Here is a 12,138-nt window from a genome sequence, read left to right as displayed (position 1 = left end):
GCGTTATCAAGGACGCCATCGCCGGCAAGCCGGGCTCCTACAAGGGCGCGCGCGAGCAACAACCATCACAATAATAAAGGGGCACACCACGTGACCACGCCAGACAACGGCTTTGCAGAGATCACCCACCGCGAACTGGGCCTGAGGCGCCAGCTCACTTCCGGCCAGATGAGCATGATCGCCATCGGTGGCGCCATCGGCACCGGGCTGTTCATGGGTAGCGCCTACGCCATTGGTTACGCCGGGCCCAGTGTACTGGTGAGCTACGCCATCGGCGCGTTGATCACCTTGCTGTTGATGGGCTGCCTGGCGGAGATGACGGTGGCCCATTCCACCTCGGGTTCGTTTGGTGCCTACGCCGAGTTCTACATCAGCCCGCTGGCGGGGTTCCTGGTGCGTTACGCCTACTGGGCGGCGATTGTGTTGGCCGTGGGCGCCGAGGTCACGGCGGTGGCGATGTACATGAAGTACTGGTTCGCCAACGTGCCGGAATGGGTGTGGATCGTGTCGTTTTCCAGCGTGCTGATCCTGCTCAATGCGATCAGCGTGAAAACCTTCGGCAACTTCGAATACTGGTTTTCCACGATCAAGATCAGCGCCATCGTTGGCTTCATCATCCTCGCTGTGTACGTGGTGTTCGGCTCGGGCAACCCGGAATACGGCGTGCAGAACTACACGGCCCACGACGGCTTTTTCCCCCATGGCCTGAGCGGCATGTGGATCGCGGTGATTGTGTCGATCTTCAGCTACCTGAGCGTGGAGATGATCGCCGTGGCCGCCGGTGAAGCCGCCGACCCGGAGCAGGCGGTGAAGAAAGCCTTCCGCGCAACCATCGTGCGCCTGGTGGTGTTTTACTTGCTGACCCTGGCGTTGATGCTGGCCATCGTGCCGTGGAACCAGGCCGGGCAGACCCAGAGCCCGTTCGTCACGGTGATGCAGACCATCGGCATTCCCGGCGCCACCGGGGTGATGAATTTCGTGATCCTGATCGCGGCGCTGTCGGCGATGAACAGCCAGCTCTACATCACCACGCGCATGATGTTCAGCCTGTCCCGCGCCGGGTTTGCGCCCAAGGCCATGGGCGCCTTGAGCAAGAGCGGCATCCCGCTGAACGCGCTGTTGCTGTCCAGCTCGGGGATTGCCTTGGCGACGTTGCTCAACGTGGTGTACCCGGAAAGCTCGTTCACGCTGATGATGGCTATTTCCATGTTTGGCGCGATCTTCACCTGGTTCATGATCTTCCTCACGCATTTCTTCTTCCGCCGTTACCGCAAGCGCCATGGCGGGCCGAAGCTGTCGTTCCAACTGCGCCTGTTTCCCTACAGCACGCTGCTGGGCCTGGTGCTGATGGGCGCAGTCATGATCACCACCTATTTCACCGAGGCGTTCAAGATGACCCTGGTGTTTGGCGTGCCCTTCCTGCTGATTCTGTCGGCGGTGTACTACGGGTTCTTCCGCAAGGGCAGGGCCAAGGCGTCGAACAAGGCCTTGGCGTAACCGGGCAACTGTTCGAACGCACGCGCCGCGAGCAGCAATTTTCGGCAGGCCCAGTCTTCCTGCAAAGGCTGGGTGTTGAAACGCGGCGCCGACGGCCAGCGCTCCAGTGCCGCCTGGGGGACAATCCCCAGGCCCGCACCGCCGGCGACCATGCGCATCACCCCATCAAACCCTTCGGCGCGGATGCGCGTTTGCAGGCGGAATCCTGCGTGCAGCGCCTGTTCTTCCAGGTACACGGTCAATGCGCTGTTGGCAGCCAGGCCGACGAAGTCGTGTTGCAGGCTGTCGATAAAACTTCCTCCCGTGAAGGGGTGATCCAGCGGCGTGATGAGCACCAGCGGATCGTCGCGAAAGGGCAGGGTTTGCAGGCCATGGGTGTCCACCGCGTCGGAAATGATCCCGAGGTCTGCCGTGCCCTGACGCAGGGCTTGGGTGATGCGCAGGCTCGGCAGCTCTTGCAGGTCGATATCGAGGTTGGGGTGCTGGCGCAAAAAGTCCGCGAGCAATTCCGGCAGGTATTCACTGAGTGCTGTGGTATTGCACAGCAGGCGCACTTGGCCTTTGATGCCGTTGGCGTATTCCGCAAGGTCCTGTTGCAGGTGTTCGGCCTGTTGCAGCAACAGGCGGGCGTGACGGGCCAGGGCTTTGCCTGCGGGGGTGGGCGTGACACCGCGGCGGTTGCGCTCCAGGAACTCGATGCCCAGTGAGGCTTCCATCGCGCGGATGCGTGCGCTGGCAGCGGCCAGGGACAGATGGCTGCGGGCTGCGCCGGCGGTGATGTTGCCGGTGTCGAGGATGTGCAGGTAGAGGCGCAGGTCGATCAGGTCAAAGTGCATGGCGTGAGGTTCTCGGTGTCTGGGCGGGCCTCATCGCCGGCAAGCCGGCTCCTACAGTGGACTTCCTCCACACATCCCAATGTAGGAGCCGGCTTGCCGGCGATAGCGTCATCAGCCTCCCGCAAAAAAAGAGGCTGCCTCAGTATATGGCGAATTTCCGAACAGGCCGAAATCCCCCACAATCCCCCCATGAATACCTTCCTAGCGTTCTACCAAGATATCGGCCCGGCCCTGACGCTGTTGGTGATCGGCACCTTTCTGCTGGCCGGCACCGTCAAGGGCGTGATCGGCCTCGGCCTGCCTACCGTGGCCATGGGCTTGCTCGGCCTGGCTATGTTGCCGGCGCAGGCTGCGGCGTTGCTGATCATCCCGTCGACGGTCACCAACCTGTGGCAACTGGCGTTCGGCGGTCATTTGAGTGCGTTGCTCAAACGCCTGTGGCCGATGCTGCTGCTGATTTTCCTTGGCACCGGGCTCGGTACGCTGTGGCTGGGCATGGACGGCGGTGGCTGGGTGGTGCATGCATTGGGCGGCGCGTTGCTGGTGTATGCGCTGAGTGGGTTGTTCCTGCCCACCTTCAAGGTCAAGCCTGAAGCCGAGCGCTGGCTGGGCCCGGTGTGCGGTGTGATCACCGGCATCATCACCTCGGCCACCGGCGTGTTCGTGATTCCTGCGGTGCCGTACCTGCAAGCCTTGGGCTTGAACCGTGATCAACTGGTGCAGGCGCTGGGGCTGTCGTTCACCGTGTCGACCCTGGCACTGGCCGCCGGGCTGGCTTGGCGCGGCACCTTGGGCGGCGGCGAGATCAATGCGTCGCTGCTGGCGCTGGCGCCCGCGTTGCTGGGCATGTGGCTGGGCCAGGCGGTGCGCCAGCGCATCAGCGCGGTGCTGTTCAAGCGCGTGTTTTTCGTCGGCATGGCGTTGCTGGGCGCCCATCTGCTGATCAGCGGTTAAAGATCAACGCCTTATTCGTGCATTTTGATCAAATGTATTTTGCCGCGCCGCTGCTTATTCCGAGGGGGCAATGTCGATAGCCTGCCGGCAGACATTTCTAACCCTTTGGAATCCCCCCATGAAAAAAGTCCTCCTGCTCAACGGCGGCAAGCAATTTGCGCACTCCGACGGCCGCTACAACACCACCCTGCATGACGCCGCCGTGGCGGTATTGGACCGTGCCGGCATCGACGTCAAGGTCACCCACATCGACGCAGGCTACGACGTGGCCGAAGAAGTCGCCAAATACCTCTGGGCCGACGTGATCATCTACCAGATGCCCGGTTGGTGGATGGGCGCGCCGTGGATCGTCAAGAAGTACATCGACGAAGTCTTCACCGAAGGCCACGGCAGCCTCTACGCCAGCGACGGCCGCACGCGCTCCGATTCGTCGCAGAAGTACGGCAGCGGCGGCCTGATCCAGGGCAAGCAGTACATGCTGTCGCTGACTTGGAATGCACCGCAGCAAGCCTTCGACGACCCTACCGACTTCTTCGAAGCCAAGGGCGTGGACGCGGTGTACTTCCCGTTCCACAAGGCCAACGAATTCCTCGGCATGACCGGCCTGCCGACCTTCCTGTGCGTGGACGTGATGAAGCGCCCGGCGATCGAGGCTGACGTGGCGCGCTACGAAGAGCATCTGGCGCAGGTGTTCAATTTCTCGGTGTAAGCTGCCAGCAACCGAAAACGAGGACAGCCCGTGAAAGCCCGATCTGATGAGCTACAGATCTTTGTCAGCGTGATTGAGTGCGGTTCGATTTCCGCGGCGGCCGAGCAGGTCGGGCAGACGCCGTCGGCGGTCAGCCGCACCTTGTCGCGCCTGGAAGCCAAGCTCGACACCACGCTGATCAACCGCACCACGCGGCGCATGGACCTGACCGAGGAGGGCAAGTACTTCTTCGAGCAGGCCAAGGTGATCCTGGCGCAGATGGATGAGCTGGAAGAGCGCCTGTCGTCGCGTCAGAAAAAACCGGCCGGGCGGCTGCGGATCAACGCCGCCGTGCCGTTCATGCTGCATGGGGTCGTGCCGTACATCGCCGAATTTCGCAGCCTGTACCCGGACATCCAGCTGGAGCTCAACAGCGATGACCTGATCATCGACCTGCTGGAGCAGAGCACCGACATCGCTATCCGCATTGGTGTGCTGGCCGACTCCACCCTGCACGCGCGCTCCCTCGGTTGCACGCCGCTGCATATCCTCGCCAGCCCGGACTACCTCAAGCAGCACGGCACCCCGCAGACGGTCGCCGAATTGGCCGATCACACCTTGCTCGGCTTCACCCAGACCGAAACCCTCAACCATTGGCCGCTGCGTCATGTGGAGGGTGATCGCTGGCTGATCCAGCCCAGTGTGGCGGCGTCCAGTGGTGAAACCGTGCGGCATTTGGCCTTGGAGGGGCAGGGCATTTGTTGCCTGTCGAACTTCATGACCATCGACGACATCGAGGCCGGACGCCTGGTGCCGGTGCTGGAGAGCTACAACAGTGGGTATCGCCAGCCGATTCACGCGGTGTTCTACCGTAACTCGCAGTTGGCGTTGCGTATCCAGTGTTTCCTGGATTTTATGCAGGCCAAGCTGGCGCGGTATGCCTGCTGATTCGTGATCTTCGCGCAAGAGTGAATTGGGTGGGACGGGCTTATTCGATAGCCGTCGTCCCTTCATCATCTAGGCATACATCGAGTCGCACCCATCGCAGCCTCGCTTGCGCTCGACAACTCCTACACCCATCACTTACCCACTCAGGAGCACTCTCCATGAACGTATTCGTAACCGGTGCCGCAGGTTTTATCGGTGGTTCCATTGCCACTGGCCTGGTCAAGGCTGGCCATCACGTTACCGGCCTGGTACGCAGCGCCGAACAGGCGGCCGAGATGACTTCGCTGGGCATTACCCCCGTCATCGGCACCCTGGATGACGCTGCTGTATTGACCGAACAGGCGCAAAAGGCCGATGCAGTGATCAATGCCGCGAGCAGCGACCACCGTGCCGCCGTGGAAACGTTGCTCGCTGCGCTGAAAGGTTCGAACAAACCCTTCCTGCACACCAGCGGTTCGAGCATTGTTGGTGACGCGTCGGGTGGTAAATCCAGCGACGTTATCTACTTCGAAGATAACTTGCCCGAGCCGACGGTGGATAAAGCCGCTCGCGTGGCGATCGACAACCTGATCCTGGCCGCCGCCCAAGAAGGCGTGAACTCGGCAGTCATCTGCAATACCTTGATCTACGGCCACAGCCTGGGCGTGAAACGTGACAGCGTGCAATTGCCGCGCTTGCTCAAGCAGGCCCGCAAGAGCGGTGTGGTGCGCCATGTGGGCACCGGGCAGAACATCTGGTCCAACGTGCACATTGAAGACGTGGTGGCCCTGTACCTGCTGGCACTGACCAAGAATGTGCCGGGCACGTTCTACTTTGTCGAAAGCAGCGAAGCGTCGTTTATCGACATGACCACCGCGATTGCTCAAGCCCTGAACCTGGGTGAACCGCAGGATTGGCCATTGGCCGACGCCGAAGCCGAGTGGGGCTATGAAATGGCCAACTATGGCCTGGGCTCCAACAGCCGGGTGCGCGGCAAGCATGCGCGCGAGCTGCTGGGATGGGCGCCGAAGCGCACGTCGGTGGTGGAGTGGATTCGCCACGAGATGGTGTGATGTTCGCTTAGCACCGCGTCGTTGCAATCGCAGGCAAGCCAGCTCCCACACTCGAATGTGTTCACAAATCAAAATGTGGGAGCTGGCTTGCCTGCGATGAGGCCCTTGAGATCGCCGCTGGCCTTGAGGTAGCCATCGCCGGCAAGCCGGCTCCTACTGGTTCTGATCCGCTCAATTCCGTACTATCCCCGGCCTTATCCCCGCATTACCCTGGTACCTCATGACCCTTTCCCGTCTGCGCGCCGATGCCCTGGCCGGCCTCACCACGTCGTTCGCGCTGCTGCCCGAATGCATCGCCTTTGCCCTGGTGGCCCACCTCAACCCGCTGATGGGGCTCTACGGCGCCTTCATCATTTGCACCCTCACGGCGTTGTTCGGTGGCCGGCCGGGCATGGTCTCGGGCGCAGCCGGGTCGATGGCGGTGGTGATCGTCGCGCTGGTGGTGCAACACGGTGTCGAGTATCTGCTGGCCACGGTGCTGCTGGGTGGGTTGATCATGATCGCCTTTGGCCTGTTGCGCCTGGGCAAGCTGGTGCGCATGGTGCCGCACCCGGTGATGCTGGGGTTCGTCAACGGCCTGGCGATCATCATCGCGCTGGCGCAACTGGAGCACTTCAAGAGCGGTGAGCACTGGCTCAACGGCACGCCGCTGTACGTGATGATCGGTTTGGTGCTGGTGACCATGGCCATCGTGTATCTGCTGCCACGTATCACCCGCGCCGTGCCACCGGCCTTGGTGGCGATCCTCGGCGTAGGCCTGGCGGTGTACCTGCTCGGTTTGCCCACGCGGACCCTGGGCGACATGGCGCACATCGCCGGTGGCCTGCCGACCTTCGCGCTGCCGCAGGTTCCCTGGACCCTGGAAACCCTCGCCATCATCACGCCCTATGCGTTCCTGATGGCCATGGTTGGCCTGCTGGAAACCCTGCTCACCCTCAACCTCACCGATGAAATCACTGAGACCCGTGGCTACCCCGACCGCGAAAGCGTGGCCCTGGGCGCGGCGAATATGGTCTCGGGTGTGTTTGGCGGCATGGGCGGTTGCGCGATGATCGGGCAAACCGTGATCAACCTCAGCTCCGGTGGGCGCGGGCGTTTCTCCGGGGTGTTCGCCGGGGTGATGATCCTGTTGTTCATCCTGTTTCTGTCGCCGTTCATCGAGCGGATTCCGCTGGCGGCGCTGGTGGGGGTGATGTTTGTGGTGTCCCAGCAGACGTTCGCCTGGGCGTCCTTGCGGGTGATCAACAAGGTGCCGCTCAACGATGTGCTGGTGATTCTGGCGGTGACGGTGATCACGGTGTTCACCGACCTGGCCACGGCAGTGCTGTGCGGGATCGTGATTGCGGCGCTGAACTTCGCCTGGCAGCAGGCGCGGGAGCTGTATGCCGATGAGCACTTGGAAGCCGATGGCAGCAAGTTGTACCGCGTGCACGGCACGTTGTTCTTCGCCTCGACCACGCCGTTTTTGAACCGATTCGACCCGGCCAACGATCCGGCCCAGGTGACGCTGGATTGCCGTCACCTGAGCTTTGTCGACTATTCAGCGATTGCTGCGCTGATGACCCTGCGCGAACGCTACACCAAGGCCGGCAAGCACCTGCGGGTGCTGCACCTGTCCGAGCGGTGCAAGAAGCTGCTCAAACGCGCCAAGGTCCACCACGACTGACCCTGTAGGAGCCGGCTTGCCGGCGATGGCTGCCTCACTATCAACGTTGATATTGAGGGCCTCATCGCCGGCAAGCCGGCTCCTACAGTTGGGGTTACGGCCCGACCAGGTCTTCGAGTTCCTGGGCGCGGGTCTGGGTCATGTCGAGCACACAGCCGGTGCCGTTGACCTGGTCGATGGTGCCGCCGGTGGCGCTGCCGGCGAAACCGCAATTGGCGTCGCGGTATTTGATCCACAGGCGCTGCACGTCTTGCAGCTTCTGTTTGCGATCGCCTTCCTGGGCGGCCAGCGCGGTCTTGTAGGCTTTGTTCAGTCGGTCATCCTGCACCTTGGCCTCCTTGGTGTTGCAGCCGACCATGTCCGCAGTGGTATTGGCGCCATCCATGCATTTTTTCAGCGCCGGGTTATCGGCGGCCGACGCGTTGCCGCACAGGGCGAGCAGCAGGGCGCTGGCGGCAAAAGGAACTAGCAGGGCTTTGCGATTCATTGTCTGTATTTCCTGGTCGTGAGTACTGGGCGGTGAGGGCGCCGCAATCTGAGACTCGGCCCCGGCCATTGAGTTTCGGCACGCAAAAAACTTCATGTAAAAACACCCTCCGGATTTTCATGAACGGCCGCCTGGCATATCCCCAAGCGACAGCGCTTATTCGTGGGCGAAAATTACTTTCATAAAAATTGAAAATACTCCTCGGTAATGATTTATGAGTTTCACCAACAAATCGACGTGACCCTTTCCGAGGAGTACCGCATGGCCGCATCACCGGGCTTCGGGCTATTGGCATACGCTGCCATCGCCATCATTGCATTGATCGTGCTGATTGCACGTTACCGGCTCAACCCGTTCATCGTCATCACCCTGGTGTCGATTGGCCTGGCGCTGATGGCTGGCATGCCGGCCGACACCATCATGGGCTCCTACGAAGCGGGCGTCGGCAAGACCCTGGGGCACATCGCCCTGGTCGTGGCGCTGGGCACCATGCTGGGCAAGATGATGGCCGAGTCCGGTGGCGCCGAGCAGGTGGCGCGCACGCTGATCAACCGGTTTGGCGAGCGAAACGCCCATTGGGCCATGGTGTGCATTGCCTTCCTGGTGGGGTTGCCGCTGTTTTTCGAGGTCGGTTTTGTACTGCTGGTGCCGATTGCCTTTACCGTGGCGCGGCGCGTGGGCGTGTCGATCCTGATGGTCGGCTTGCCGATGGTTGCCGGCCTGTCGGTGGTGCATGCCCTGGTGCCGCCGCACCCGGCGGCGATGATGGCGGTGCTGGCGTACAACGCGTCAGTGGGGCAGACCGTGCTGTATGCGATTTTGATCGGCATTCCTACGGCAATCATCGCCGGGCCCGTCTACGCCAAATTTATCGTGCCGCGCATTCATTTGCCGGCCGAAAACCCGCTGGAACGTCAGTTCATCGACCGCGAACCGCGCACTCGCCTGCCGAGCTTCACGCTGACCATGGGCACTATTCTGCTGCCGGTGGTGCTGATGATGATCGGTGGTTGGGCCAATGTGATTTCCACACCGGGCACCGGCTTCAATCAGTTCCTGCTGTTTATCGGCAACTCGGTGATCGCGTTGCTGGTGGCGACCTTGGTGAGCTTCTGGACCTTGGGGATTGCACAGGGCTTCAATCGCGAGTCGATTCTCAAGTTCACCAATGAGTGCCTGGCACCGACCGCGAGTATCACCTTGCTGGTGGGCGCGGGCGGTGGTTTGAATCGCATCCTGGTCGACGCGGGCGTTACCAACGAAATCCTCGGTTTGGCCCACGCCTTTCATCTGTCGCCATTGGTAATGGGTTGGCTGTTTGCTGCGCTGATGCGTATTGCTACGGGCTCGGCCACTGTGGCGATGACGACCGCGTCCGGCGTGGTTGCACCTGTGGCCGTGGGCCTGGGTTATCCACACCCCGAATTGCTGGTACTGGCCACTGGCGCGGGCTCGGTGATCTTTTCCCACGTGAACGACGGCGGCTTCTGGCTGATCAAGGAATACTTCAATATGACGGTGATCCAGACCTTCAAGACCTGGACTGTATTGGAGACCCTGATTTCAGTGGTCGCCTTCGGTCTGACCTATGGTCTGTCCTGCATCCTGTAACCCGGAGACCCCATGGACATCCTCTACCAGATCCGCGCCCGCCAGGATTCCTTCAGTGCCGGTGAAGGGCGCATCGCCAAGCTGATGCTTGAGGACGTGGGTTTTGCCGCGTCGGCCAGCCTGGAAGCGTTGTCGCAACGGGCCGAGGTCAGCACGGCCACCCTGTCGCGGTTTGCGCGCAGTGTGGGCTGTCGGGATCTGCGCGATTTGCGCCTGCAATTGGCCCAGGCCAGTGGGGTGGGCAGCCGCTTCCTGGACCCGTCGGGGTTGCCGGAACAGTCGGCGTTTCATCGGCAGATCCTGGGGGATATCGAGGCGACCCTGCGCCAGCATTTGTCGGGTTTCAACCAGGCGAGTTTTGCCGATGCGGTGAGCCTGTTGGGCAAGGCGCGGATGATCCATGCGTTCGGCATGGGCGGCCCGTCGAGCCTGTGCAGCGATGAGTTGCAGGTCCGCCTGGTGCGCCTGGGTTATTCGATTGCCGCCTGCCATGACCCGGTGATGATGCGGGTCACTGCCGCGACGTTGGGCCCTGAGCACGCGTTGATCGTGTGCTCGCTCACCGGCCTTACGCCGGAGCTGCTGGACGTGGTCAGGCTGGCGCGCAACTACGACGCGCGCATCCTCGCCATCACCCTTGCCGGTTCCCCACTGGCCGAACTGGCCGACGTGGTGCTGCCGCTGCAACCGGCCGAAACCAGTTTTATCTACAAACCCACGGCGGCGCGCTACGGAATGCTGCTGGCCATCGACCTGCTCGCCACCGAGCTGGCGCTGGCCATGCCGGACGACAACCAGGAGCGCCTGCGCCGGATCAAGCTGGCCCTGGACGATTATCGCGGCGGCCCCGACAGCCTGCCGCTTGGAGACTGACATGAAGTACGACACGCTGATTCGCCAGGCGCTGATCATCGATGGCAGCAACACGCCCGGTTATGTCGCTGACGTTGGGGTGCGCGAGGGGCGCATCGAGGCCATCGGTGATTTATCCGAGGCGACGGCCACTCATGAAGTGGACGCGACGGGGCGCGTGTTGGCGCCGGGCTTTATCGACGTGCACACCCACGATGACACGGTGGTGATCCGCCATCCGCAGATGCTGCCCAAGCTCAGCCAAGGGGTTACGACGGTGATTGTCGGCAACTGTGGCATCAGTGCCTCGCCGGTCAGTTTGCGCGGTGATCCACCGGACCCGATGAACCTGTTGGGCACACGCGCGGCGTTCACCTACCCGCGTTTTGCCGACTACCGTGCGGCGGTGGAGAGTGCTCACCCTGCGGTCAACGTCGCCGCGCTGATCGGCCATACGGCCTTGCGCAGCAACCATATGGATGACCTGCATCGCACCGCCACGCCGGATGAAATTTCGGCCATGCGTGTGCAACTGCAAGAAAGCCTCGAAGCCGGTGCCCTCGGTTTATCCACAGGCCTGGCCTACGCCAGTGCCTTCAACGCCGAGACCGATGAAGTGCTGCAACTGAGTGAAGAGCTGACGGCGTTTGGCGCGGTGTACACCACCCATTTGCGCAGTGAATTCGAACCGGTACTGGAGGCGATGGACGAGGCCTTCCTGATCGGCCGGCATGCCAGGGCGCCGGTGATCATTTCCCACCTCAAGTGTGCTGGCGCCGGTAACTGGGGGCGTAGTCCACAGCTGTTGGCGTCGCTGGAGCACGCGGCGAAAACCCATCCGGTAGGCTGCGATTGCTACCCGTATGCGGCGAGTTCTTCGACGCTGGACCTCAAGCAGGTTACCGATGCGTTTCGCATCACCATCACCTGGTCGACGCCACACCCGGAGATGGGCGGGCGTGATTTGCAGGCTATTGCCGCCGAGTGGGATGTTTCGCTGATGGATGCTGCACGCCGGCTGCAACCGGCGGGGGCGGTGTATTACGGAATGGATGAGGCGGACGTGCGGCGTATTCTGGCGCATCCCTTGTCGATGGTGGGCTCGGATGGGCTGCCGGAGGATCCGTTCCCGCATCCGCGTTTGTGGGGGGCGTTTCCACGGGTGCTGGGGCATTTCAGTCGGGATGTCGGCTTGTTCCCGTTGCATACCGCCGTGCACAAGATGACCGGGCTGTCGGCCGCACGTTTTGGGCTATCCGAGCGTGGCGAAATCCGCGAAGGGCACTGGGCTGACCTGGTGCTGTTCGACTCGTTGCGCGTACGTGATGTGGCGGACTTCAAGGAACCGCAACGGGCGGCAGAGGGCATTGATGGCGTGTGGGTCAACGGCGTATTGAGCTACAGCGAAGGGCAGGCGAACGGCGAAAGGCCGGGGCGGTTCCTGGCGCGCAGTGGGGATTTGCGGGGTGGGTTCGTGGCGGGTCGGTAGATCGGTTTGGCCTTCATCGCAGGCAAGCCAGCTCCCACAGTGGATCGGGGTGGGGCTG

The 12,138-nt window shown here is 62.2% G+C and carries 11 protein-coding genes; 9 read left to right on the top strand and 2 right to left on the bottom strand.

From position 1 onward, the window contains the following. Nucleotides 1–90: 90 nt before the first annotated feature. Nucleotides 91–1,497, top strand: a complete 1,407-nt coding sequence (locus AC07OV_RS09735) for an amino acid permease (protein WP_176996931.1) — start codon at nt 91–93, stop codon at nt 1,495–1,497. Here the strand turns inward: AC07OV_RS09735 and AC07OV_RS09730 are convergent. Beyond that, nucleotides 1,443–2,333, bottom strand: coding sequence for a LysR substrate-binding domain-containing protein (locus AC07OV_RS09730; RefSeq protein WP_176996932.1), 891 nt, complete (start codon nt 2,331–2,333; stop codon nt 1,443–1,445). The two genes, AC07OV_RS09735 and AC07OV_RS09730, sit on opposite strands and share 55 nt — an antisense overlap. Nucleotides 2,334–2,522: 189 nt before the next feature. Between AC07OV_RS09730 and AC07OV_RS09725 the strand changes: the two genes are divergently transcribed. From AC07OV_RS09725 to AC07OV_RS09705, 5 genes are all read left to right on the top strand, one after another. Beyond that, on the top strand, nt 2,523–3,287 hold the full coding sequence (locus AC07OV_RS09725) for a sulfite exporter TauE/SafE family protein (protein ID WP_495092123.1): 765 nt from the start codon (nt 2,523–2,525) through the stop codon (nt 3,285–3,287). Nucleotides 3,288–3,405: 118 nt separating this feature from the next. Continuing rightward, entirely contained in the window at nt 3,406–3,996 is a 591-nt protein-coding gene (mdaB, locus tag AC07OV_RS09720) for an NADPH:quinone oxidoreductase MdaB (protein ID WP_176996934.1), read from the top strand. Nucleotides 3,997–4,026: 30 nt separating this feature from the next. Continuing rightward, nucleotides 4,027–4,923 carry a LysR substrate-binding domain-containing protein gene (locus AC07OV_RS09715; protein ID WP_495092122.1) on the top strand — a complete coding sequence of 299 codons (897 nt, stop codon included), beginning with the start codon at nt 4,027–4,029 and terminating at the stop codon, nt 4,921–4,923. A 158-nt stretch (nt 4,924–5,081) separates the two neighbouring features. Beyond that, on the top strand, nt 5,082–5,975 hold the full coding sequence (locus AC07OV_RS09710; protein ID WP_495092121.1) for an NAD-dependent epimerase/dehydratase family protein: 894 nt from the start codon (nt 5,082–5,084) through the stop codon (nt 5,973–5,975). 220 nt (nt 5,976–6,195) lie between these two features. After that, on the top strand, nt 6,196–7,641 hold the full coding sequence (locus tag AC07OV_RS09705) for a SulP family inorganic anion transporter (RefSeq protein ID WP_495092120.1): 1,446 nt from the start codon (nt 6,196–6,198) through the stop codon (nt 7,639–7,641). A 94-nt stretch (nt 7,642–7,735) separates the two neighbouring features. Here the strand turns inward: AC07OV_RS09705 and AC07OV_RS09700 are convergent, their stop codons facing one another. After that, nucleotides 7,736–8,128, bottom strand: a complete 393-nt coding sequence (locus AC07OV_RS09700) for a lysozyme inhibitor LprI family protein (RefSeq protein ID WP_176996938.1) — start codon at nt 8,126–8,128, stop codon at nt 7,736–7,738. A gap of 261 nt (nt 8,129–8,389) precedes the next feature. Between AC07OV_RS09700 and AC07OV_RS09695 the strand changes: the two genes are divergently transcribed. From AC07OV_RS09695 to AC07OV_RS09685, 3 genes are read left to right on the top strand one after another with little or no spacing between them, the layout of a single operon-like run. Further along, nucleotides 8,390–9,739, top strand: coding sequence for a GntT/GntP/DsdX family permease (locus AC07OV_RS09695; RefSeq protein ID WP_256349852.1), 1,350 nt, complete (start codon nt 8,390–8,392; stop codon nt 9,737–9,739). Nucleotides 9,740–9,751: 12 nt separating this feature from the next. Next, the gene (locus tag AC07OV_RS09690) at nt 9,752–10,612 is read left to right on the top strand and encodes a MurR/RpiR family transcriptional regulator (RefSeq protein WP_495092119.1); all 861 of its coding nucleotides are present in this window, start codon (nt 9,752–9,754) and stop codon (nt 10,610–10,612) included. 1 nt (nt 10,613) lies between these two features. Beyond that, complete coding sequence (locus AC07OV_RS09685; protein ID WP_495092118.1) at nt 10,614–12,080, top strand: N-acyl-D-amino-acid deacylase family protein; 1,467 nt, start codon at nt 10,614–10,616, stop codon at nt 12,078–12,080. Nucleotides 12,081–12,138 lie beyond the last annotated feature (58 nt).

The sequence above is a fragment of the Pseudomonas sp. GW821-FHT09A09 genome (genome assembly GCF_059418405.1).
Note: the sequence above shows the minus strand (reverse complement) of the source record. Positions and strands in the feature narration are given on the sequence as shown.

Excerpts from the sequence above, each read along its gene's own strand:
- AC07OV_RS09730 (WP_176996932.1), bottom strand. The coding sequence starts at position 2,333 with ATGCACTTTGACCTGATCGACCTGCGCCTCTACCTGCACATCCTCGAC.
- AC07OV_RS09725 (WP_495092123.1), top strand. The coding sequence starts at position 2,523 with ATGAATACCTTCCTAGCGTTCTACCAAGATATCGGCCCGGCCCTGACG.
- mdaB (WP_176996934.1), top strand. The coding sequence starts at position 3,406 with ATGAAAAAAGTCCTCCTGCTCAACGGCGGCAAGCAATTTGCGCACTCC.
- AC07OV_RS09710 (WP_495092121.1), top strand. The coding sequence starts at position 5,082 with ATGAACGTATTCGTAACCGGTGCCGCAGGTTTTATCGGTGGTTCCATT.
- AC07OV_RS09705 (WP_495092120.1), top strand. The coding sequence starts at position 6,196 with ATGACCCTTTCCCGTCTGCGCGCCGATGCCCTGGCCGGCCTCACCACG.
- AC07OV_RS09700 (WP_176996938.1), bottom strand. The coding sequence starts at position 8,128 with ATGAATCGCAAAGCCCTGCTAGTTCCTTTTGCCGCCAGCGCCCTGCTG.
- AC07OV_RS09695 (WP_256349852.1), top strand. The coding sequence starts at position 8,390 with ATGGCCGCATCACCGGGCTTCGGGCTATTGGCATACGCTGCCATCGCC.
- AC07OV_RS09690 (WP_495092119.1), top strand. The coding sequence starts at position 9,752 with ATGGACATCCTCTACCAGATCCGCGCCCGCCAGGATTCCTTCAGTGCC.
- AC07OV_RS09685 (WP_495092118.1), top strand. The coding sequence starts at position 10,614 with ATGAAGTACGACACGCTGATTCGCCAGGCGCTGATCATCGATGGCAGC.